Source organism: Streptomyces sp. NPDC014656, from assembly GCF_043084305.1.
In the GTDB taxonomy this organism is placed as follows: Bacteria; Actinomycetota; Actinomycetes; order Streptomycetales; family Streptomycetaceae; genus Streptomyces.
The window spans coordinates 518,435-539,977 of the sequence record NZ_JBIBZN010000001.1 but is presented as its reverse complement, the minus strand read 5'-3'; the positions used below and the strand labels follow the sequence as shown (position 1 = coordinate 539,977).

Sequence of the window (21,543 nt, the reverse complement as noted above, 5' to 3'; positions counted from 1 at the left end):
CGGCGGGCCGCTGCCTACGGTCACGCCACTTCGTCGAACGCCGTTCGAGATCACGAACATTCCGGAGAGTCATCGCGGTGCGCATCACGGGAATCACCACTCATGTCGTCGGCACGCCCTGGCGCAACCTCACCTACGTCCTGGTCCACACCGACGAGGGGCTGACCGGGGTCGGCGAGACCCGGATGCTCGGTCACACCGACGCCCTGCTCGGCTACCTCCGCGAGGCGGAGGCGAACCACATCGCGGGCTCCGACCCCTTCGCCGTCGAGGACCTCGTGCGCCGCATGAAGTACGGGGACTTCGGGCGCGCCGGCGAGATCGTGATGTCCGGGATCGCGGTCGTCGAGACGGCCTGCTGGGACATCAAGGGCAAGGCCCTGGGCGTGCCGGTCTGGCAGCTGCTCGGCGGGCGGGTGACGGAGCGGGTGCCGGCGTACGCGAACGGCTGGTACACCACCGAGCGGACGCCCGAGGCGTACCACGCGGCGGCCCGCGAGGTGGTGGCGCGGGGCTACCGGGCCCTGAAGATCGACCCGTTCGGCGCGGGCCGGCTCGAACTCGACCCGGCCGCCTCGCGGTACGCGGTCTCGCTCATCGAGGCCGTCCGGGACGCGATCGGGCCGGACACCGAGCTGATGGTGGAGATGCACGGCCGCTTCTCCCCCGCGACGGCGGTCCGGCTGGCCCGCGAGCTCGCCCCCTTCCGTCCCGCGTGGCTGGAGGAGCCGGTGCCGCCGGAGAACCTGAAGGCGCTGGCGAAGGTGGCGGAGAAGACCGAGCTGCCGATCGCCACCGGGGAGCGGATCCACGACCGGATCGAGTTCCGGGAGCTGTTCGAGTCGCAGGCCGCCGACGTCATCCAGCCGGACGTCGGGCACATCGGCGGCATCCTGGAGGCCCGCAAGCTCGCCGCGACCGCCGAGACCCACTACGTGACCGTCGCCCCGCACAACGTCGGCGGCTCGGTCCTCACCGCGGCCTCCCTCCAGCTCGCCGCCTGCACCCCGAACTTCAAGGTGCTGGAGCACTTCAACGACTTCGCCGACGCCGAGATCAAGAAGGTGGTGCGCGGCGCCCCGGAGATCGACCCGGAGACCGGCTGCTTCCCCGTCTCGCACGCCCCCGGCCTCGGCGTCGAGCTGGACGTGGACGCGGCGGCCGAATTCCCGCAGCAGCGGGCCAGGTTCGACCTGTGGGCCGACGGCTGGGAGCGGAGGCGGCCGAAGTGACCGGCGGAACGGGCGACCGCGCCGTCCTCGTCGAACGGCCCGGTGCCGCCCGGCTCGTGACCCGGCCGAGGCCCGAACCCGGCCCGGGCGAGGTCCTGGTGCGGGTCGCCGCCGCCGGGATCTGCCTCAGCGACCGGGAGGTGTACGAGGGGCGGCGGCCGCCCGGCTACGTGCGCTACCCGGTGGTGCCGGGGCACGAGTGGTCCGGCACCGTCGAGGCGGTCGGCCCGGGGGTGGACCCGGAACTGACCGGGCGGCCGTGCGTCGCCGAGGGCTTCCGCTCCTGCGGGACCTGCGAGCGGTGCCGGTACGGCGAGACGAGCCTGTGCACCGCCGGGTACGCGGAGACCGGCTTCACCGAGCCCGGCGCCTTCGCCGACCGGCTGCTCGTGCCCGTCCGGCTCCTCCACCTCCTGCCGGACGGCTCCGACCTGCGGGCCGCCGCCCTCCTGGAGCCGGCGGCGGTGGTCGCGGCGGCGGTACGGGCCGGGCGGCCGCGCCCCGGGGAGCGGATCGCGGTCGTGGGCGCCGGGACGCTCGGGCTGCTCGCCGTGCGGTGGCTGGCCGCCCACTCCCCCGCCGAACTGGCCGTGGTCGACCCGCGCGCGGCCCGGGCCGGGCGGGCCCTGGACTTCGGCGCGAGCGCCGCGCTCGCCCCCGGGGAGGCGGCGCACGGCGCCTTCGACCTCGTGGTGGAGACCGCCGGGGCGCCCACCACGGCGGCGTCCTCCTGTCTGCTCGCCCGCCGGGGCGGCCGGGTGGTGCTCACCGGCATGTTCGCGGAGGGCGCCGCCGGCATCGACCCGGTGCACCTCTCGGTGAGCCAGCTGGAGCTGCGGAGCGTCTTCGGCGCCTCCTCGGCGGCCTGGACCGACGCGGTGCGGGCCTTCTCGACCGGGCTCCTGGACCCGGCGCCGCTCGTCACCCACGAGTTCCCGCTGGAGCGCTTCGCCGAGGCGCTGGACCTGGTCGGCTGCGGGGACCCGGCGGTCGGCAAGGTCCTGCTGCGGCCCTGAACCCGCCGCGCACCACCGGCGGGCACCCGCCCGTCCGGTTTCCCGCACGTCGTCCGGACCGTCGAACACGAGGAGTCAGATGTCTTCGCACCGTCCCGGGGCCGAGGCCCTGCGCCGCATCGGCCACCCCGTCCCGCGGCCCGACCCCGCCGACTCCTCCCCGCACTCCTTCCCGGACGGGGGGCGGTGGCGCACCGAGGTGCCGTCCGTGGAGGGTCCGGAGGCCCTGGCGGCGGTACTCGCGGAGAGCGCGCGGCTCGACGTGCCGGTGCACCGGGTGAGCCAGGGCAGCGGGGTGTGGATGCTCACCGACGCCGAGATCGCCGAGATGGTGGCCGCCTGCGCCGAACGGGCCGTGGAGCTCTGCCTGTTCACCGGTCCGCGCGGCACCTGGGACACCGGGGCGGCGACCCGCACCGACTCGGGCGGCGCGGGTCCGCGCGCGCGGGGCCACGACGCCCTCGCCGGCTGTGTGGAGGACGCCCTGCGGGCCGCCGGGCTGGGCGTGCGCTCGCTGCTGGTGGCGGACGAGGGCGTGCTCTGGACCCTGCACCGGCTGCGTGCCGCCGGGGTCCTGCCCGAAGGGATGCGGTTCAAGGTGTCGGCGCTGATCGGCCCGGTGAACCCGGCCTCGTACGCGGTCTACGAACGGCTCGGCGCCGACTCCCTGAACGTCCCCTCGGACCTGACGCCCGCGCACCTCACCGAGATCCGCCGGTCCAGCGCCGCGCCGATGGACCTCTACGTGGAGGCGCCGGACGACCTCGGCGGCTACGTCCGCCTCCACGAGGTGGCCGAACTGGTGCGCAGGGCCGCGCCGTTGTACCTGAAGTTCGGTCTGAGCCGGGCGGCCGGCATCTACCCGTACGGAGCCCATCTGCGCGAGCACGCGCTGGCCACCGCCCGCGAACGGGTCCGGCGCGGACGCCTGGTCCTGGACCAGCTGGCCCGGCACGGCGCCGCCGGCTCCATGTCGCCGCTCGGCTCGCACGGCTCCGGCCCGCTGACCCGCTTCCCCGTCACGGACTGAGGCCCGCTCGCCGGACCCTCGCGTCGAAGCGCTTCGATTTTGCCCCTCCCCGCAGTCTGGACACGTCAACTCGCCCGCGTTACCGTCTCGCTGAGCCCGTCGAAGCGATCTTTCGACGGCTCCGTCGAAGCGATTCACCCGTCCTGGCCGCAGGGAGATCGGATGGTCACGCTTGCCGAGGTCGCCCGCCACGCCGGGGTGTCGGCCAGCACGGTGAGCTATGTCCTGAGCGGCAAGCGGCCCATCTCCGGCCCCACCCGGCGGCGGGTGCGGGCCAGCATCGAGCAGCTCGGGTACCAGCCGCACGCCGGGGCCCGGGCGCTCGCGAGCAGCCGGTCGCGGATCATCGCGCTGATGGTGCCGCTGCGCACCGACATGTACGTGCCGGTGATGCTGGAGATCGCGGTGGCCGTCGCCACCGCGGCCCGGGCGCGGGGCTACGACGTGCTGCTGCTCACCGGCGAGGAGGGCCCCGCGGCGCTGCGCCGGGTCACCGGCAGCGGGCTGGCCGAGGCCGTGATCCTGATGGACGTGCAGCTCGACGACGGGCGGCTGCCGGTGCTGCGGGGGGCGGCGCCGCCCGCCGTCCTCGTCGGGCTGCCGGCCGATCCGTCCGGACTGAACTGCGTGGACCTGGACTTCGCCGCGGCCGGGGCGCTCTGCGTGGAGCACCTGGCCGGGCTCGGCCACCGGGAGATCGCCGTCGTCGGCGGCTCGCCCGGGGTGTACGCCCGGCACACCGGCTTCGCCGAGCGGACCCTCGGCGGGCTGCGCGAGCGGGCGGCGCTGCTGGGCGTCGGGCTGCTGCACCGGCCGTGCGACGGCAGTCACGACGCGGTCGCCGGGGTGCTGGCCCGGATCCTGGACGAGCGCCCGGGGGTCAGTGCCTTCGTGGTGCAGAACGAGACGGCGGTGGAGCCGTTGCTGGCCCTGCTGCGGCGGACCGGGCGGGCGGTCCCGGAGGACGTGTCGGTGGTCGCGGTCTGCCCGGAGGCGGTGGCCGCGCGGGCGTCCGTGCCGCTCACCTCGGTGGCGATCCCGGCGCAGGAGCTGGGACGGCGGGCGGTGGAGCGGCTGTTCGCCCGGCTCGCCGGGCCGGGCGGGCCTGAGGCGACCGGGGTGGAGCTGCTCACCCCGGTGCTGACCGTGCGGGCCAGTTCGGGTCCGCCGCCCGCCCGCCGGGTCACGGGCTGACGAGGACGTGCTCCTCGCCCTCCCGGAGCCGGATCCGCCGCCGGCCCTCGGGGGCGCACAGCTCGACGTCGGCGTCCCGGGCGGGGCGCAGCACGGCCCGGTACTCCCCCGGCGCCCAGGCGAGGTCGAGCCGGGCGCCGAAGCGGGTGCGGACGCCGGTGATCCGGCCGCGCGCGCAGAGTCCGGGCGGGGGCGCGGGCAGCAGCACGAGCCGGCCGGGGGTGGAGCGGACCAGCGCCTCGACGAGGAGGGCGGGCAGGGCGTGGGCGGCGTCGGCGTTGTAGACGTCCCGCTCCGGGTAGTGGGCGCTCATCAGGGAGGCGTGGAAGAAGTCGCCGCCGAGGACCCGGCGGAGGGCGTCCCCGGTGCGTCCGGCGTCGCCGAGCCGGGCGGCGATCAGGCCCTGGTGGAGGTGGCCGTGGGCGGAGTCGTTCTCGTGGCCGCGCAGGGCGAGGGCGCGGGCGGCGGCCCGGGCCAGGGCGGGGGTGTCGTACGGGGTGATCTCGTCGAGCGGCCAGACGGGGTAGAGGTGGCTGAGGTGCCGGTGGTCGTAGCGGTCGCCGAGGCCGGGCCAGGCCCATTCGGCGAGGGCGCCGTCGTCGTTGACGCGGTGGGGCGGGAGGCGGTCGGCGAGGGCCCGGAGGCGGGCGGCCCGCTCGCCGGGGGCGCGGTCGGCGGCGGCGGTGAGGGCGTGGCGGGCGGCGGCCAGGTCCATGGTGGCGTTGACGGCGCCCCAGCTGCCGCCGCGCGGGCGGTTCTCCGGCGAGTAGGAGGGGACGACGGCGAGGTGTCCGTCGGGGCCGGTGCGGGTGAGGAAGTCCTCGTAGAAGTCGGCGAGTTCGAGGAGCATTCCGGTGAGCCAGGGGTCGCGGCGGCCGTCGGCCTCGTCGGCTTCGAGGAGCGGGAGGAGGAGCCAGTCGGCGGCGGCGGTCCAGAGGTGGAGGGGGTACTCCCGGTCGAAGTGGTACGTGTGGCCGCTCTCGCCGTCGGTGTGGGCGGGGGCGACGACACCACGGGTGCCGAAGACGGCCCGGGCGTTGTCCCGCCAGTCGGCGGACTGGCCCCGGATCAGGGCGCGGTGGGCCTCGGTGACCTCGGGCAGGTCGGCGGCGACGGCGGAGGCGGTCTGGAGGGCGAGGTTGGCGTCGGTGGTGAAGCCGCCGGACCAGGCGGTGTCCCAGTCGCCGGTCCACAGGCCGCACAGGCGGGGCGGGTACAGGCCGGCCGAGGAGAGCAGGTGGTGGCGGCCGGCGGCGAAGAGGCGTTCGAGGAGGGCGGGTCCGGCGGGGCGGGCCAGCAGCTGCGATCCGGACAGGGCCCGTTCGGCGGGGTCGGCGGCGAGGTCGAGGGCGACCCGGCGGTAGGCGGCGCCGTGGAGCGCGGCGTGCCGGGCGAGGAGCCGGGCGTACGCGGCGGCGGGGCCGTCCTCCCCGGCGAGGGCGCGCAGGGCGGCGGTCTCGCCGGCGGGGTCGTACGGGCCGTCGTGGCGGTGCACCCGGGTGAGCAGGAGCAGCGCGCCGGCGCCCTCGGCGCGGATGCCGCGGTCGGTGAGGACGGTGCGGCCGGCGTCGGCGACGACGAGGGTGACGCCGGTGTAGCCGAGGGTGGAGCCGGGGTAGCCGGCGCGCAGGGTGAGGACGGTCTCGCCGTGGGCGGTGGTGACGCCGCGGGCGGTGGTGAGGCCGGGCGGAACGCCGTCGAGGCGGTGGTCGAGCTCCACGTGGACGCGGGGTCCCGGCTCCGTCACGTACTGGACGAGGACGTCGTCGGCGCGGGAGACGAGGACCCGGCTGGTGCGCGGTCCGGCGGTGGCGGTGACGACGCCGGTGGTGAAGTCGGCCTCGCGGCGGACCGCGCGCCCGCCGTCCGGGGCCTCGTCCCGGACGCGGGTGAGGAAGCCGGGGTGGAAGGGCCGGATCCAGCGCAGCGGGCGGCCGTCGGTGAAGGTCTCGGCGGCGGTGAGGTCGCCGGAGAGGAGGGCGTCCTGGAGGGCGGGGAGCCGGTCGGCGAGGCGGGGCGGGTCGGTGTCGCCGGGGGCGTGGTGGGGGCGGACGAGGGTGTGGTGGGTGACGATCACCCGGTCGTCCGCGGGGTCGCCGTACACCAGGGCGCCGTGCCGGCCGTTCCCGGCGGGGAAGGCGTCCTCCCAGCGGGCGGCGGCCGCGGGCTCCCAGGTGCCGTGCACGGGGCCGGGCGGGAGCCCGGGGGCGTGCGGGGAGGCGGGGGCGGGTTCGCTCATGGGTGCTCCTCCAGGACGGCGGCGCCGAAGCGGTCGAGGGTGAGGGTGTCGTCGACGGTGGTGCCGGTGAGCAGGTCGCGGTGGCGGCCGGGCACGGCGACGGTGACCGGGTCGCGGCCGTGGTGGAGCAGGAAGAGGAGCTCGCCGCGGCGGACGGCCTCGACGCCGTCGGGGAGGCCGGCGAGGACGGGCCGGACGCCCGCCTCGTGGGCGGCTTCGGTGAGGAGGGCGCGCAGGGCGGCGGGTTCGGGGAGGGTGGAGAGGTAGCGGGCGCGGCCGTGGCGGAGGACGGCGGGGCGGCCGTCGAGTTCGCCGCCCCGGTAGGCGGCCAGGGTCTCGGCGCCGGGGGCGGGGACCAGTTCCTCGGACCACAGGGTGCCCCGGAAGGCGTCGCAGTCGGCGTGCTCGCCGGGGGCGAGGGGCCACCGTTCGTCGATCCGGTCGATGCCGAGGAGGGCGCGGAGGCGGGCGTCCATGCCGCCGGGGCGGATCCGGTCGTCGGGGTCGGCGACGCCGGTGAAGAAGCCGCAGACGAGCCGGCCGCCGCCGGAGACGTACCGCTCCAGGGCGCCGATCGCCGCGTCGTCGAGGAGGTAGAGGTGCGGGACGACGACGAGGGGGTGGGCGGTCAGGTCGTGGTGGGGGTGGGCGAGGGTGACGGGGAGGCCGGCGTCCCAGAGGGCGCGGTGCCAGGCGCGGACCAGGTCGCCCTGGTCGAGGTGGGCGGAGAGGGCGCCCTCGTGACGGCCCGCCCACCAGGAGTCCCAGTCGTGGAGCAGGGCGACGCCGCCGGCGGGGAGGCGGCTGCCGGCGACGCGGGGGCCGAGGCGGGCGAGGTCGGCGCCGATGCGGACGGTCTCGCGGAAGGCGCGGCCGTGTTCGCCGCTGTGGCCGAGCATGCCGGAGTGGAACTTCTCGGCGCCCTGGCGGGAGGGGCGCCACTGGAAGTAGTGGACGGCGTCGGCGCCGCGGGCGACGGCCTGGAGGGTCCAGAGCCGGTTGAGCCCTTCGGGTTTGGGGCGGTTGACGGGGCGCCAGTTGACGGCGCCGGCGGCCTGCTCCATGACCATCCAGGGGCGGCCGCCGGCCTCGGCGCGGGTGAGGTCGGCGACGAGGGCGTTCTCGTGGGCGCCGGCGCGGGGCTCGGCGGGGTCGGGGTAGACGTCGACGGAGACGACGTCCTCCTCGGCGGCCCAGGCCCAGCCGTCCTGCCCGGACCAGAAGGGCATGAAGTTGGTGGTGACCGGCAGGTGGGGGGTGTGCTTGCGGACGATGTCGCGTTCGGCGCGGTAGCACTCCAGGAGCTGGTCGGAGGTGTAGCGGCGGAAGTCGAGGACGTGGGAGGGGTTGCGCAGGTAGTGGGCGCGGCGCGGGGGCAGGACCTCGTCCCAGGCGGCGTACCGCTGGCTCCAGAAGTCGGTGCCCCAGGCGGCGTTGAGGGCGTCGAGGGTGCCGTACCGGTGCTGGAGCCAGGTGCGGAAGGTGCGGGCGGCCTCGTCGCCCCAGTCGTGGGTGCAGTACTCGTTGTTGATGTGCCACATGACGAGTGCGGGGTGGGTGGCGTAGCGGGCGGCGAGGTCCTCGGTGACGGCGGCGGCGTGGCGGCGGTAGACGGGGCTGGAGTGGGAGAAGTGCTGGCGGGAGCCCCACCATTCGGTGCGGCCGTCCTCGTCGCGGGGGAGGGTCTCGGGGTGGCGGCGGCCGAGCCAGGGCGGCGGGGAGGCGGTGGGGGTGGCGAGGACGACGTCGATCCCGTGCGCGTGGGTGAGGTCCATCAGCCGGTCGAGCCAGCCGAACTCCCGGGCGCCCGGCTCGGGTTCGAGCCGGGACCAGGAGAAGACGCCGAGGGTGACGGTGGTGACGCCGGCCCGGCGCATCAGCCGCAGGTCCTCGGCCCAGGTGTCCTCCGGCCACTGTTCGGGGTTCCAGTCGCCGCCGTACAGGATGCGGGCCGGGCGGCCGGGCGGGCGGGTGAGGTCGTCGAGGCTCGGCATGCGGGTTCTTCCGGTAGGAGGGTGCGGGGTCATCCCTTGACGGCGCCGGTGAGCATGCCCTTCTTGAAGTGCTTCTGGACGAAGGGCGAGAGGACGGCGACGGGCAGCAGGGCGAGGACCATGACGGCCATCTGGACGGCGAGTCCGGAGAGGTTCCCGGCCTTGACGGCCTGGCCGAGGCCGACGGGGATCTCCTGCTTCTGGGCGAGCTGGATGAGGACGTTCTGGAGCGGCATCATGTTCTGGTCGTTGAGGTAGATGGAGGCGTTGAACCAGGCGCTCCAGTAGCCGACCGCGTAGAAGAGGGTGATGACGGCGATCACCGCGCGGGAGAGCGGCATCACGATGGTCCGGAGGATGCGCAGGTCGCCGGCGCCGTCGATGCGGGCGCTGTCGATGAGTTCGGGCGAGATGCCCATGAAGAAGGCGCGCAGGACGAGGATGTTGAAGACGCTGATGGCGCTGGGGAGGATCAGCGCGAGGTAGGTGTCGGTGAGGCCGAGGCTCTGCACCAGCAGGTAGGTGGGGATGAGGCCGGCGCCGAAGAACATGGTGCCCATGAGCGTGAAGAGGATGGCCCGGTGTCCGAGGGAGCCGGGCCGGGACAGTCCGTAGGCGGCGAACACGGAGACGGTCATCGAGAAGAGCGTGCCGGCGAGGGTGACGCCGAGGCTGACGAGGACGGCGCGGGTGACCTGTCCGCCGCTCAGCAGTTCCCGGTAGGCGATGAGGGTGAGGTCCCGGGGGATGATGACCAGTCCGCCGGCCTCGGTGATCGCCTTCTTGCTGGAGAGGCTGGTGACGACGACGATCCAGAGCGGGAAGAGGACGGCGAGGCAGGCGGCGGCGAGGAGCCCCGCCTTGGCGGTGAGTCCGGCCCGGGTGGGCGTCTCCTCCCAGACGGGGCGGGCGGGCGCCGCCCACCGGGAGCGGCGGGCGGCGGTGTCGCGGGCGGGCGGCGGCGCGGGCCGTTCGAGGACGCGCAGGGTCACTTGCGGTACACCCCCTGTTCGCCCATGAGGTGGGCGACCTTGTTCGCGGTGAGGACGAGCACGAGGCCGACGATCCCCTTGATGAGTCCGGCCGCCGCCGCGTAGCTGAAGTCCTGGCTGCGCAGGCCGGTCCACCAGACGAAGGTGTCGAGGACTTCGGCGGCGCCGGGTCCGACGGCGTCGCGCTGGAGCAGCAGCTGCTCGAAGCCGACGGTGAGGGCGTCGCCGACGCGCAGGACGAGGAGGAGGGCGATGACGGGGCGCAGGGCGGGCAGGGTGACGTGCCACATGCGGCGCCACCGGTCGGCGCCGTCCATGGCGGCGGCCTCGTAGAGGGACTGGTCGACGGCGGCGAGCGCGGCGAGGAAGACGATGACGCCCCAGCCGGCGTCCTTCCAGATGCCCTCGGCGGTGACGAGGAACTTGAAGACGCCGGGGTCGGTCATCAGGTCGAAGCCCTCGTGGCCGTGTTCGCGCAGGGTCTGGGCGATGATGCCGGCGCCGCCGAAGATCTGCTGGAAGACGGTGATGACGATGACCCAGGAGAAGAAGTGCGGCAGGTAGAGCACGGCCTGGACGAAGGCGCGGATCCGGGGCCGCAGCAGGCTGTGCACGAGCAGGGCGAGGGCGATGGGGACGGGGAAGAAGAGGACGAGCTGGAGGAGGAAGAAGACCAGGGTGTTCTCGACGGCGTCCCAGAACGCGGGGTCGGACAGGACCCGGTCGAACTGGGCGAGGCCGACCCAGGGGGATTCCAGGACGGCGGTGACGCCGTTGGTGGAGACGTAGGGGTCGTAGTCCTGGAAGGCGACGACGTTCCCGAGGATGGGGACGTAGTTGAAGACGAGGACGAGGGCGAGGGCGGGCACCGTCATCAGCAGGAGGACGCGGTCGCGCCGGAGCCGCCGGCCGAGGGGGATCCTCGGCCGGCGGTCGGTGGTGTCGTGCTTGTTCACGTCAGCTCGCCGCGGAGCCGGTGGTGTCGAGGAGCTTCTTGTACCAGTCGCGGAGCTGGTCGCCGCCCTTGGACTTCCATTCCGAGACGGCCTGCTGCATGTCGGAGAGCTTCTTCCGGCCGCGGACGATGTCCTTCTCCAGCTGCTCGAAGTCGTTCATGAGGCCGGTCCACCGGGCGGGTTCGGCGATGGTGAGGCCGTAGAAGGAGGACTTGCGGGTGAGGGCGCCCATCCGCTGCTGCCATTCGACCTGCGCCTTGGTGATCTCGGGCATGTCGGGGTGGGCGATGTAGGGGGCGGGGCTGGCGACGAACATCCAGGAGCTGCTGACCTCCTGGTTGCCGGCGTCGGTCTTGACGGGCAGGCCGTCCTTGACCGTGTGGTGGACTCCCTCGACGCCGTAGTCGGTGAGCATGCGCTCCTTGGTGCCGTAGGGGGCGGCGGTGAAGTCGGCGATGGCGAGGGCGTCCTCGATCACCGACTTGGGGGCGCCCTTGCGGACGAAGGACCATATGTTGGCGGGGTTGGTGGCCCACAGCTGCGGGGTGCCGCCGGCGTGGCCGGGGACGTCCATGGCGGCCATCGCGAATCCCGGGTTCTGGGCGGCCATCTCGGCGGTCTTGCCGTACCAGTGGGAGAGGTCGTTGTTGTAGATGAGGCACTGGCCGGAGGTGAAGCGGACGCTGGTGTCGCCCTGGTTCTGGGCCTTCTCGTCGGGGTGGACGACACCGGCGTCGAAGAGCTTGCGGGTCCATTCCAGGGCTTCGAGGTACTCGGGGGTCTCGATGCGGTTGACCAGCTTGCCGTCGACGAGGTTCCAGCCGAGCGCCTTGTCGCTGCCGTTGAGGACGCCGAACATGTTCCAGGCGGTCCAGGTCATGTCGGCGCAGGCCCACACCTTGGCCTTCGCGCTGGTGATCTCCTTGGCGAGGGCGAGGAACTCGTCGGCGCTCTTGGGGAGTTGCCAGCCCTTCGCGTCGAAGAGGTCCTTGCGGTAGAAGGGCGCGATGTTGGTGACGTAGGAGGCGGGCATGGGCAGGCCGCGGAGCTTGCCGCCGAAGATGGAGCGCTGCCAGGCGTCGGTGGGGATGGCGGCGAGGTTGGGGTAGGCCTTGACCTTGTCGCCGGAGAGGTACGGGCCGAGGTCCTCGAACTTGGCGTTGACGGCGCTGGGGATCTTGCCGCCGAGGTTCCAGCCGGGGACGACGACGAGGTCGGGGATGTCGCTGGAGGCGAGGACGGCGCCGAGCTTCTGGTCGTAGACGTTGCCGTCCTGGTTCTGCCAGGTGGCCTGGACGCCGATGGCCTCGTCCATGGCCTTGTAGTACGGGTTGCCGGGGGCGGGCGGGGTGCCCCAGAAGGGCGCCATGACGGTGAGCGCGCCGCCCTTGCCGAGCTTCTCGGGTACGGAGGCCTTGAGTTCGGCGGCGGGGATGGCGCGGGTGAAGCCGGCGGCGGAGCCGTTGCGCGCGGGGACGTCGGCGGGGACGACACTGCTGGCCACGAAGGCGGGGAGGATCTTGGCGGCGTCCTTGCCGCTGGTGGTGCCGTCCTTCTTCCCGGTGTCCCCGCCGCCGCCGCAGGCGGTGAGCAGCGGGGCTCCGCCGGCGACCGCGACGGCGGCGACGGCGCCGGTGGCGAGGAAGCCCCTCCGGCTCTGTTCGGTTCTCGGGGAGCCCGTGGAGGCGGCGTTCGGCGTCATTGCGTCAACCCTTCATGGCACGCGCCAGGACACGCGGCGCCCGAAGGGTCGCCGGCCGGCTGCGGTGATGGAGATGGAGCAAGGTGCGGGGTGCGGGCGGGGCGGGGCCCCGGGGGCGCGGCGACGGGCGCGGCAGGTCGGCACCGGCGAGTCGAAGCGCTTCGATGTTGCTGCGAGGTTAAGTGACCGTCACAGGCGCGGCAAGAGTCGTTCAGGAGTTTCTCGAACCGACGCCCGGGAAGCCCTCTTGCCTTCAACTCCTGTGGACAGGAGGCGAAATGTGACCGCCGTGGACCTTGACACCCACCCCGGCGCACTTGAGCATCGAAGCGCTTCGAAACTTCCGGCCGCCGTCCGGCGACCACCGTCCAAGGGACTCGTACGTGACCGCAGACCGGCCGCCCTTCCGTGACCCGGCCCTCCCCGTCGACGCACGCGTCGCCGACCTCCTCGGCCGCCTCACCCCCGCCGAACGCCTCGCCCTGCTCCACCAGTTCGCGCCCGGCGTCGAGCGCCTCGGCCTGGCCGCCTTCCGCACCGGCCAGGAGGCCCTGCACGGCGTCGCCTGGATGGGCCCGGCGACCGTCTTCCCGCAGGCCGTCGGCCTCGGCGCGAGCTGGCACCCCGAGCTGGTCCGCCGGGTCGGCGAGGCCGTCTCCCGCGAGGCGCGGGTGATGCGCGCCAAGGACGAGCGGGTCGGCCTCAACGTGTGGGCGCCCACCGTGAACCTGCTGCGCAACCCGCTGTGGGGGCGCGGCGAGGAGGGCTATTCCGAGGACCCGGCGCTCACCTCCGCCATCGCCGTCGCCTTCACCCGCGGCCTGCGCGGCGAGCATCCGGCGTACTGGCGCACGGCGCCCGTGCTCAAGCACTGGCTCGCGCACAACAACGAGACCGCCCGCGACACCTCCTCCGCCTCCGTCCGGCCCCGCGTGCTCCACGAGTACGACCTGCCGGCCTTCCGCGGCGCCGTCGAGGCGGGCACGGTCGCCGGTGTGATGCCCGCCTACAACCTGGTCAACGGCCGGCCCAACCACCTGTCCCCGTACCTGGAGTCGGAGCTGCGCGCCTGGACCGACCGGGAGCTGCTGGTCTGCTCCGACGCGGGCGCGCCGAGCAACCTCGGCGACTCGCAGGCGTACTTCGACAGCCACGAGGAGGCCGTCGCGGCGGCGCTGCGCGCGGGCGTCGACTCCTTCACCGACCACGGCACCGACAGCTCGGTGATCCTCGGCCGGCTGGAACGGGCCCTGGAGCGGGGCCTGATCGGCCAGGAGGACGTGGACCGGGCGGTGCGCAGGCAGCTGACCGTACGGTTCCTGCTCGGCGAGTTCGATCCGGAACTCGACCCGTACGCCCAGGAGTCCGCGTACGACACGGCCGGCCACCGCGAGCTGGCGCGCGAGGCGGCGGAGGCGGCGCTCGTCCTGCTGCGCAACGAACCGGCCCCGGACGGCGCCCCGCTGCTGCCGCTGGCGGACGGCGGCCGGATCGCGGTCGTCGGGCTGCTCGCCGACGCCGCCAAGCTGGACTGGTACAGCGGCGCGCTGCTGCGCCGCTCCACCCCGCTGGACGGCGTCCGGGAGCGGTTCGGCGCGGACCGGGTGGACTTCGCGGAGGGCGTGGACCGGATCCGGCTGCGCACCGCCGACGGGCGCGCGCTGCGCGTCCCGGACACGGCGGGCGAGGAGACCGGGCGGGACGCGGAGATCGCGCTCGACCCGGCGCTGCTCGCCGGCCGCACGGACCTGCCGCCGCTGACCGCCGACGCGGAGGGCACGGTCCTCGACCTGATCGACTGGGGCGACGGAGTGCTGACCCTGCGCGCCCCCGACGGCAGGTACCTGTCGGTCGCCGACGACGGCCTGCTGCGCGCCTCGGCGGACGAGCCCGGCGGCTGGGTCGTCCAGGAGACGTTCCGGTTCGAGGCCCACGGCGGCGGACACCTCCTTCTGCACCTGGGGACGGGGGGCTACGTCTCTGTCGCCGCCGACGGCGCGAAGGTTGCCGCCGGTCGCGAAATCGCCGAGGTCTTCTCCGTGGAGACCGTCGAGCGCGGCGAGGAGGCCGTGGCCCGGGCCGCCGCCGGGGCCGACACGGTGATCGTGGTCGCCGGGAACGACCCGCACGTCAACGGCCGGGAGACCGAGGACCGCACGACGCTGGCGCTCCCGCCGCACCAGGACCGGCTGTGGCGCGCCGCGCACGCGGCCAATCCGCGCACGGCCCTCGTCCTCGTGTCCTCCTACCCGTACGCCGTGCCCGACGCGGCGGCCACGCTCCCGGCGCTGCTGTGGACCGCGCACGGCGGCCAGGCCGCAGGCACCGCCCTCGCCCGCGTCCTCGCCGGGGACGTCTCCCCCGCCGGACGCCTGCCGCAGACCTGGTACGGCTCCGACGCCGACCTGCCGGACCTGTTCGACTACGACGTCATCGGCGGCCGGCAGACGTACCTGTACTTCGACGGCACCCCGCTCTTCCCCTTCGGCCACGGCCTGACGTACACGGCCTTCGGCTACGAGGCGCTGACGGCCACGGTGGACGAGGAGGAGGTGCACGTCTCCTGCACCGTCACCAACACGGGCGCCGTCGCCTCGGACGAGGTCGTCCAGGTGTACGCCCGGGTGGTCGCCCCGTCGGTGCCGCGCCCGCACCGGGCGCTCGTCGCCCACGAGCGGATCCACCTGGCGCCGGGCGCCACGGCGGCGCTCGCCTTCACGGTGCCGCTGTCGGCCCTCGCGTACTGGGACGTGGCGCACGGGCGGTGGGCGGTGGAGCCGGGGGCGTACGAGTTCCAGGCGGGCCCGTCCTCGGCGGACCCGCGCCGGACCGTCCGCGTCGAGCTGGCGGGCACGGCGCCGGGCCCGCGCCCGGTCCTGGAGGCGGGGATCGAGGCCGCCGCCTACGACGAGCAGACCGGCACCGTGATCGTGGACCGCTCCCGGGTCTCCGGCGACGCGGTGACCCCGGCGGACCCGGCCGCGCCGGGCACGCTCCTCTTCCGGGCCTGCGACTTCGGCGACGGGGTGACGGAGCTGGCCGTGACGGCCGCCGGGGCGGGCGAGGTGACGTTCTTCGCCGGTACGGACCGGGAACCGCTGGCCCGGGTGACCGTGGAGCCCACGGACGGCCCGTACGCCCACGTCCTCGCGGGGGCGCCCTGTCACCTCCGGGACGTGACGGACCTCCGCGTCGAGCTGCGCGGACCGGTCCGCCTCGCGCACGTCGGCTTCTCCGGCTGAGGGACCGGAGAAGCACGGCGCACGGGCGGCCCCGCCGGCCTCCTCCGGGCCCGGCGGGACGCCCCCGGGGCCCGGCACCGGCGTCATCCGGTGCCGGGCCCCGGCACGTTCCTCCACGTCCCGGCTAGGCTCTCCCGATCCGTACCCATGGGGAGGGACCCACATGACCGGCACCACGTCCATACGGAACACCGCACTGCTCGCCGCCGCCCTGGCGGCCCTGGCCGTCTCCTGCGGTACGACCCCCGAACCCGAGCGCCCTGCGGCCGGTCGGGCGGTGGCACAGGAGGCGACGGGGGCCGCCGAGTCCACGGCCGCGCCCGAGGACGCCGGCGCCCTGCCCGACGACTCCGCGCCCGCCACCGCCGCGTCCACCGCCGACCCGTACGCCCCCGAATCCGGCGAGAAGGTCCGCGACGCCTTCGCGACCCTCCAGGCCACGCTCAACGACTCCTGCGCGCAGGACTGCGGCTACTTCCTGGGCCGCGTGAACAAGGAACTCCAGGAACTGGACCGGGCGATGAAGAACGACCCCAAGGGGCCCGGACACTTCCCCGAGCCGATCCGGAAGATGACCGAACTCAACGAGCAGCTCGGTGGCGACGCCTCCTTCGAGAACCTGAAGAAGCACGAGAAGCAGCTCGTCGCCACCCGCGACTTCATCAACACCTGGATGCAGGACCACCCCGACGACTACCGCTGACCGCCGCGAACGCCAGCGCGGCGGCCACCAGCCCCGCACTGAGCAGGAACGGCCCCGTCGGCCGCCCCAGCACCGTCGCGGCGAGCAACGGCCCCGCCACGGCGCCCGCGTTGAGGGCGGCCGTGGCGTAGGCCCCGGCGAGCGCGGGCGCCCCGGCCGCCTCGTACAGGATCCGGGCGATGAGGGTGCCGCCGAGCGCGAAGGACAGCGCGCCCTGGACGAGGAGCAGGCCCAGCAGGGCCACCGGCCGGTCCGCCAGTAGGGCCAGGCCTGCCCAGCCCGCGAGCAGCAGCGGCCCGCCGACGGCGAGGACCCGGGCGGCGTGGCGGTCACCGAGCCGCCCCGCCGCCGTCACCCCGGCGAAGGACCCCGCCCCGAACAGCACCAGGGCCACGGAGACCCAGGACGGGGCGAGCCCGGCCGGGCCGGTGACGACGGGCGCGAGGAAGGTGAAGGCGCCGAAGGTGGCGGCGTTCACGAGCGCGGCGAGGACGAGCACCCGGACGAGCCGGGGTTCGCGCAGCACGCCGAACTCGGCCCGCAGGGAAGGCCCTCCGGCGCTCGGCCCGGTCGCGGGCACGCCCCGCAGGACGCCGAGCGCGGCCGGTACGCAGAGCACCGCCACCGCCCAGAAGGCCGCCCGCCACCCGGCGTGGGCCCCGAGGAGGGCGCCACCCGGGACACCGGCGACGGTGGCGACGGTCGTCCCGCCGAGGAGGACGGCGAGCGCCCGCGCCTTGCGGTCCGCCGGGACCATGGCGGTGGCCGTGGTGAGGGCCAGGGCGAGGAAACCCGCGTTCGCGAGGGCGGCGGCGACGCGGCTGACGAGGAGGACGGCGAAACTGCTCGTCAGGGCGCCGGCCACATGGGCGGCGAGGAAGACGAGCACGAAGCCGAGCAGCCCCGACCGGCCGGACCGGCCGCGCGCGAGCACGGCCATGAGCGGCGCGCCGATCACCATCCCGACCGCGAAGGCGGAGGTGAGCGCCCCGGCGGTGCCGACGCTCACCCCCAGGTCTCCCGCGAGGTCCGGCAGCAGACCGGCGAGCATGAACTCCGAGGTGCCCATGGCGAACACGGCGAGGGCGAGGAGGTACAGGGGGAGGGGCAGGGACAGGGCACGCTGAGGTGGCCGGGGATGGGGCTGGGGATGGGGCTGGGAATGGCGTTGGGGCTGAGGCTGGGGCACGGAAGGCTCCGAGGTGAGGCGAGAACGGTGGACGTCGTCTCGTCACCGCCGCCTGCCCTCCCACCTCCCGGCCCAGGAGCACGCGGGCACACCCGACCGGCCGCACGGCACTGCGCGCGGCGGCGGTCGGTGAGGTCACCGGCTCAGGAAGGGCGGGGGCTCAGGGGCTGACGGCGGGACCGAAAGCCCCCCGCTCTGGACGCCTCGGGGCTGGACACGAGGGGCACGATACGCCCCTCCCCCGCTCCCCCGCACCCGGATTCCGCCCCCGGCCGAGGCCGCACGGGGTCGCATAGAGTGCCGTCGCGAAGGGTGACCGGGCCGCCCGTCGCACGACGGTCCCGGGCGCCCCCGCCCGCCCCCGGCACACAGACAAGGACCGTGACATGCCCAGCGACCGTCTCATGCGGATCCACAGCGCGGAGTTCCAGGCCATGGCCGAGAGGGTCCTGCGGGTCACCGAGCTCACCTCCCGCCTGAACGTCCTGCCCTTCGAGGACGAGGCGGGCAAGGCGGAGCTGTTCGAGCGGATCCTCGGCAAGCCGCTCCCGCCGAGGGTCACGATCTATCCGCCCTTCTACACGGACCACGGTCTGAACCTCGACCTCGCCGAGCGCGTCTTCATCAACCAGAACTGCACGTTCCTGGACTACGCCGGCATCCGGATCGCCGAACGGGTGATGATCGGACCGAAGGTCACCTTCATCACCAGCGGCCACCCGGTCGACCCCGAGGAGCGCAAGCTGTACCTCACCGGCGCGCCCATCGACGTGGCGGAGAACGTGTGGATCGGCGCCGGTGCCACGATCCTGCCCGGCGTCACCATCGGGCGTGACGCCGTGATCGCCGCCGGCGCGGTCGTGGCCGACGACGTCCCGCCGGCGAGCCTGGTGACCGGCGGCAAGGCGACCGTGCGCCGAAGCTGGTGACGGCCCCCGCCGGCCGCGCCGGGCGCCGCCGTCCTCCGTCAGCCGGCGGCCCACTCCCCGTCCGTCATCAGCCGCCGCCCCGGCAGCTCCGGCTCCTCGTGCCACGCCTGGAGCCCGGTCGGCCGGACCCGGAACCAGCGGTACGCCGGCCCCGCGCGCCGCGCGTCCCACCCCGTCTTGCCGTGGAAGCCCTCGGCAGCCGCGTCCGGAACCTCGTCGTGGGTGTACGTCACGACCTCGCCGTCCAGCAGGACGACGTCCCGGGTGTCCCCGAGAGCGAGGCGCGTCCGGCCGGAGGCGGCGAGATTCCGCCCGGTGGGGTTGGCGAGCCGCGTGACGAGCCAGACGTCCGCCCCGTCCCAGAAGAACGAGAGCGGCACGAGGTACGGCGAGCCGCCCGGACCAGCGGAGGCGACCCAGAGGTCCAACTCCCGTCCCAGGCGCGCCCGCACGTCCTCGATGCGCTGCGCGCTGTCGCGGGTCACCGCTTGACGGACTCGATGAAGGCGGTGAAGGCGGCGGCGGAGACCTTGAGGGCGGGACCGGCCGGAACCTTCGAATCGCGGAGGGGGACGAGGCCGAGGGAGGGGACGAGGTTGTGGGCGACCTCCACGCAGTCGGCGCCGCCGTTTCCGCTGAAGGAGGGCTTGAACCAGAGAGGGGACTCGTTGGTCACAGCATGCCCTTTCGTACTTCCTTGATCATGGCCAGCGAGTCTGCCGGGGAGAGGGCTTCCGCGACAAGCCGATGGTAGGTCGCGTTCAGGTACGACAAGGTGGCGGCTTCCCGCACCAGGTGCCCCCGGGCCTGAGCCTCGCTGTAAGCGAGCAGGGACCTGTCGGCCAGTGTCAGGAGCGTGAGGGGCATGTGCGACGGGCGCCTCTCCCCCAGGCTGAACGGAGCCACCTGGACGTAGGTGTGCGGGCGCGCCGCCAGCTCGACGATCCAGTCGAGCTGCGCCGCCATGACGGCGGGGCCGCCGACCATCTGGCGCAGGCAACTCTCGTCCAGCACCACGAAGCACATGGGTGGACGCCGCTGCTCCAGGATCTGCTGGCGCTCCCGCAGGATATGCACCCGTTGCGCGGCCTGGTCGGCCGTCACGGACCCCCGCTCGACGGAGAACGCAGCCAGCACCTTCGCGTACTCATCCGTCTGGAGCAGCCCCGGTACCACGCCGACGTCGAACACTCTGATCTCCACGGCCTGCCGCTCGAAATGGAGGTACTCCGGGAACCCCTCCAGCAGCACCCCGTCCCGCATCCTCAGCCACTCGCGCTCGAACGATTCAGCCTTCCCCGCCAGCTCGAACGCCGAGTCGATCTCTCGCGAGAATCTGAGAGTTGGAGATCTGCGGGCGGTCTCGACGGCGGAGATGTGCTTTCCCGAGTACGAGATCCGGTCGGCCAGATCCTCCTGCTTCCAGCCCCGTCCCTCGCGCAGCCTGCGCAAACGCGCCCCGTACGCCGCAACCACCCCACTGTCCGGGTCCAGCTCCTTTCGGTTGACCACAACTCTCCTTCCGCAAGTCTCAGTTGAAGATTTGAAGACTTGTCGAATATAGGCCACGCTGATGGCCCCTGGTAGTGGCTGCGCTACAGAGAGGTACGCCCATGCCCGAAAGCGACCGCCCCACCCCCGTCCCCGACCTCGGGTCGTACATGGCGGCAGACACACCCGAGGGCCGGGCCCGCCTCGGGAAGGTGACCGCCTGGGACGGGGAGTCGGTGCACCTGCAACAGCCCGGCGGGGGCGCCGTCTGGACGGCCGTGCCGTCGGAGCTGCGGCGGCCGACGGCCGAGGAGACCGCCCTGATCCGCGTGCTCACCACCCCGGTCCCGGCGACGAGCCGCACGTCGCGAACCTTCCAGGAGCCGCCCGTGGTCCTCACGGAAGCGCCCCTGCCGCCGGCCGTGCCGACGCCGGGCTGTCCGACGTGCGAGCTGGTGGCCGCGTGGGAGCGGAACTGCCTCCGCAGGCACGACTACTCCCGGGCGGCGGACTTCCGGGTCGAGATGCGCAACCACCCGCACACCGAGCCGAAGGTGCGGCTGCGGGAGGGTCGCCTGCCGCCGGGCCGTGACCCGGAGGCGCCGTGACCGCGCGGCGCACCGCTCAGCGGAAGTCCGCCGCGTGGTCCGCCGCCCACTGGCGGAAGGACCGGGCGGGGGTCCCGGTGATGCGCTCGACCTCGTCGTTGACCGGCTCGGGGTCGTCGAGCATCCTCGCCTGGGCCGGCAGGACCGCCTCCACCAGGTCCGCCGGCCAGCCCGCGGCCTTCATCCGCGCGACGGCCTCGTCCAGCGTGATCTCGTCGAACCGCACCGGTCGTCCGATCGCCTCGCCGATCAGGGCCACCTGCCGTTCCTGGGTGACCCGTTCGGGGCCGGTGAGCAGGGGGCGGGCGCCGAGCAGGGCGTCGGTGGTCAGCGCCTCGACGGCGACCGCTGCCGTGTCCGCCTCGTGGATGAGCGGGCGGGCCAGTCCGGCGAGCGGAGCCCGTACCGCTCCGGTGGCGCGGATCTCCTCCGCCCAGCCCAGGGTGTTGGACGCGAAGCCGGTGGGCCGCAGTGCCGTCCACTCCAGGCCCGACGCCTCGATCAGCCGCTCCAGTTCCGCGTGGAACCGGGTGATCACCTCGCCCGGCTCCCCCTCCTCGTTCCCGACGCCGGCGGACGACAGGTACACCACCCTCCGGGCGTGCTTCCCGATCGCGTCGACCACCTCCGCCGCGCCGTCGGCGCTCAGGAACGGCCACACCAGGAAGACCGCGTCGACGCCTTCCAGGGCGGGGCCCAGCGAGGCGGGGTCGCCGAGGTCGCCGCGTACCGCCCGGACGCCTTCCGGGAGGTCCGCCTCCCCGCGTACGAGCGCCTTCACGGGCACGCCCGCCGCGTGCAGCCGGGCCACCACCGCGCCGCCGACCCTTCCGGTCGCGCCGGTCACCAGGATCCTGGGCCGTGTCATCGCGTTCTCCTCGTCTCGTCGTCTCGCCGTCCGTCGGGACGACCCTCCTACGTCAACCAAGGTCGAGGTCAAGCGCCGGCCCCTCGGCTTCCCCGCTCCGGGCGGGGCGGCGCGGAAGTCCGTGGACGGGCCCGGGGAGTTCACGTACGGTGGGGCTC

The 21,543-nt window shown here is 74.3% G+C and carries 18 protein-coding genes; 8 read left to right on the top strand and 10 right to left on the bottom strand.

Translation table 11 applies throughout. The features are described 5' to 3' along the window. Positions 1–77 precede the first annotated feature (77 nt). From ACF1ED_RS02500 to ACF1ED_RS02485, 4 genes are all read left to right on the top strand, one after another. The gene (locus ACF1ED_RS02500; RefSeq protein ID WP_391756526.1) at positions 78–1,232 is read left to right on the top strand and encodes a mandelate racemase/muconate lactonizing enzyme family protein; all 1,155 of its coding nucleotides are present in this window, start codon (positions 78–80) and stop codon (positions 1,230–1,232) included. Continuing rightward, positions 1,229–2,248, top strand: a complete 1,020-nt coding sequence (locus tag ACF1ED_RS02495; RefSeq protein WP_391756525.1) for a zinc-binding dehydrogenase — start codon at positions 1,229–1,231, stop codon at positions 2,246–2,248. Before ACF1ED_RS02500 ends, ACF1ED_RS02495 begins: the two co-directional genes overlap by 4 nt. A gap of 79 nt (positions 2,249–2,327) precedes the next feature. After that, positions 2,328–3,278, top strand: a complete 951-nt coding sequence (locus ACF1ED_RS02490) for a hypothetical protein (protein ID WP_391756524.1) — start codon at positions 2,328–2,330, stop codon at positions 3,276–3,278. Positions 3,279–3,440: 162 nt separating this feature from the next. Next, complete coding sequence (locus ACF1ED_RS02485; protein ID WP_391756523.1) at positions 3,441–4,472, top strand: LacI family DNA-binding transcriptional regulator; 1,032 nt, start codon at positions 3,441–3,443, stop codon at positions 4,470–4,472. Here ACF1ED_RS02485 and ACF1ED_RS02480 read toward each other — a convergent pair. The 5 genes from ACF1ED_RS02480 to ACF1ED_RS02460 are packed head-to-tail and all read right to left on the bottom strand — an operon-like array spanning position 4,462 to position 12,355. After that, complete coding sequence (locus ACF1ED_RS02480) at positions 4,462–6,711, bottom strand: glycoside hydrolase N-terminal domain-containing protein (protein WP_391756522.1); 2,250 nt, start codon at positions 6,709–6,711, stop codon at positions 4,462–4,464. The two genes, ACF1ED_RS02485 and ACF1ED_RS02480, sit on opposite strands and share 11 nt — an antisense overlap. Then, positions 6,708–8,705, bottom strand: a complete 1,998-nt coding sequence (locus tag ACF1ED_RS02475) for a beta-galactosidase (RefSeq protein WP_391756521.1) — start codon at positions 8,703–8,705, stop codon at positions 6,708–6,710. The genes ACF1ED_RS02480 and ACF1ED_RS02475 overlap by 4 nt, the downstream gene beginning before the upstream one ends. Before the next feature lie 29 nt (positions 8,706–8,734). Beyond that, a complete protein-coding gene (locus tag ACF1ED_RS02470; RefSeq protein ID WP_391756801.1) occupies positions 8,735–9,691 on the bottom strand; it encodes a carbohydrate ABC transporter permease in 957 nt (318 codons plus the stop codon). A gap of 2 nt (positions 9,692–9,693) precedes the next feature. Next, positions 9,694–10,653, bottom strand: coding sequence for an ABC transporter permease (locus ACF1ED_RS02465; protein WP_391756520.1), 960 nt, complete (start codon positions 10,651–10,653; stop codon positions 9,694–9,696). Between the two features lies 1 nt (position 10,654). Beyond that, positions 10,655–12,355: a Tat pathway signal sequence domain protein gene (locus tag ACF1ED_RS02460; RefSeq protein WP_391756519.1), complete on the bottom strand. Its 1,701-nt coding sequence runs from the start codon at positions 12,353–12,355 to the stop codon at positions 10,655–10,657. A 383-nt stretch (positions 12,356–12,738) separates the two neighbouring features. Between ACF1ED_RS02460 and ACF1ED_RS02455 the strand changes: the two genes are divergently transcribed. Then, on the top strand, positions 12,739–15,597 hold the full coding sequence (locus tag ACF1ED_RS02455) for a glycoside hydrolase family 3 C-terminal domain-containing protein (RefSeq protein WP_391756518.1): 2,859 nt from the start codon (positions 12,739–12,741) through the stop codon (positions 15,595–15,597). A 163-nt stretch (positions 15,598–15,760) separates the two neighbouring features. Continuing rightward, the gene (locus ACF1ED_RS02450; RefSeq protein ID WP_391756517.1) at positions 15,761–16,300 is read left to right on the top strand and encodes a hypothetical protein; all 540 of its coding nucleotides are present in this window, start codon (positions 15,761–15,763) and stop codon (positions 16,298–16,300) included. Here the strand turns inward: ACF1ED_RS02450 and ACF1ED_RS02445 are convergent. Beyond that, the gene (locus ACF1ED_RS02445) at positions 16,260–17,411 is read right to left on the bottom strand and encodes a Cmx/CmrA family chloramphenicol efflux MFS transporter (protein ID WP_391756800.1); all 1,152 of its coding nucleotides are present in this window, start codon (positions 17,409–17,411) and stop codon (positions 16,260–16,262) included. The two genes, ACF1ED_RS02450 and ACF1ED_RS02445, sit on opposite strands and share 41 nt — an antisense overlap. A gap of 464 nt (positions 17,412–17,875) precedes the next feature. Here ACF1ED_RS02445 and ACF1ED_RS02440 point away from each other — a divergent pair, with 464 nt between their 5' ends. Then, positions 17,876–18,418 (top strand): DapH/DapD/GlmU-related protein, encoded by a 543-nt coding sequence (locus tag ACF1ED_RS02440; RefSeq protein WP_391756516.1) that lies wholly within the window; start codon positions 17,876–17,878, stop codon positions 18,416–18,418. A gap of 38 nt (positions 18,419–18,456) precedes the next feature. Here the strand turns inward: ACF1ED_RS02440 and ACF1ED_RS02435 are convergent, their stop codons facing one another. The 3 genes from ACF1ED_RS02435 to ACF1ED_RS02425 are packed head-to-tail and all read right to left on the bottom strand — an operon-like array spanning position 18,457 to position 19,930. Further along, positions 18,457–18,903 carry a pyridoxamine 5'-phosphate oxidase family protein gene (locus ACF1ED_RS02435; RefSeq protein WP_391756515.1) on the bottom strand — a complete coding sequence of 149 codons (447 nt, stop codon included), beginning with the start codon at positions 18,901–18,903 and terminating at the stop codon, positions 18,457–18,459. After that, positions 18,900–19,094, bottom strand: a complete 195-nt coding sequence (locus ACF1ED_RS02430) for a DUF397 domain-containing protein (protein ID WP_391756514.1) — start codon at positions 19,092–19,094, stop codon at positions 18,900–18,902. Before ACF1ED_RS02430 ends, ACF1ED_RS02435 begins: the two co-directional genes overlap by 4 nt. Beyond that, on the bottom strand, positions 19,091–19,930 hold the full coding sequence (locus ACF1ED_RS02425; RefSeq protein WP_391756513.1) for a Scr1 family TA system antitoxin-like transcriptional regulator: 840 nt from the start codon (positions 19,928–19,930) through the stop codon (positions 19,091–19,093). Before ACF1ED_RS02425 ends, ACF1ED_RS02430 begins: the two co-directional genes overlap by 4 nt. A gap of 101 nt (positions 19,931–20,031) precedes the next feature. Between ACF1ED_RS02425 and ACF1ED_RS02420 the strand changes: the two genes are divergently transcribed. Next, positions 20,032–20,517 carry a hypothetical protein gene (locus tag ACF1ED_RS02420; RefSeq protein ID WP_391756512.1) on the top strand — a complete coding sequence of 162 codons (486 nt, stop codon included), beginning with the start codon at positions 20,032–20,034 and terminating at the stop codon, positions 20,515–20,517. A gap of 16 nt (positions 20,518–20,533) precedes the next feature. Here the strand turns inward: ACF1ED_RS02420 and ACF1ED_RS02415 are convergent, their stop codons facing one another. After that, entirely contained in the window at positions 20,534–21,385 is an 852-nt protein-coding gene (locus ACF1ED_RS02415) for an NAD(P)H-binding protein (RefSeq protein ID WP_391756511.1), read from the bottom strand. Between the last annotated feature and the right edge of the window lie 158 nt (positions 21,386–21,543).

What these genes read in the sequence shown, in the direction of transcription:
- ACF1ED_RS02415 (WP_391756511.1), bottom strand. Translation starts at nt 21,385, where the DNA reads ATGACACGGCCCAGGATCCTGGTGACCGGCGCGACCGGAAGGGTCGGC.
- ACF1ED_RS02480 (WP_391756522.1), bottom strand. Translation starts at nt 6,711, where the DNA reads ATGAGCGAACCCGCCCCCGCCTCCCCGCACGCCCCCGGGCTCCCGCCC.
- ACF1ED_RS02490 (WP_391756524.1), top strand. Translation starts at nt 2,328, where the DNA reads ATGTCTTCGCACCGTCCCGGGGCCGAGGCCCTGCGCCGCATCGGCCAC.
- ACF1ED_RS02475 (WP_391756521.1), bottom strand. Translation starts at nt 8,705, where the DNA reads ATGCCGAGCCTCGACGACCTCACCCGCCCGCCCGGCCGCCCGGCCCGC.
- ACF1ED_RS02460 (WP_391756519.1), bottom strand. Translation starts at nt 12,355, where the DNA reads ATGACGCCGAACGCCGCCTCCACGGGCTCCCCGAGAACCGAACAGAGC.
- ACF1ED_RS02485 (WP_391756523.1), top strand. Translation starts at nt 3,441, where the DNA reads ATGGTCACGCTTGCCGAGGTCGCCCGCCACGCCGGGGTGTCGGCCAGC.
- ACF1ED_RS02420 (WP_391756512.1), top strand. Translation starts at nt 20,032, where the DNA reads ATGCCCGAAAGCGACCGCCCCACCCCCGTCCCCGACCTCGGGTCGTAC.
- ACF1ED_RS02450 (WP_391756517.1), top strand. Translation starts at nt 15,761, where the DNA reads ATGACCGGCACCACGTCCATACGGAACACCGCACTGCTCGCCGCCGCC.
- ACF1ED_RS02440 (WP_391756516.1), top strand. Translation starts at nt 17,876, where the DNA reads ATGCCCAGCGACCGTCTCATGCGGATCCACAGCGCGGAGTTCCAGGCC.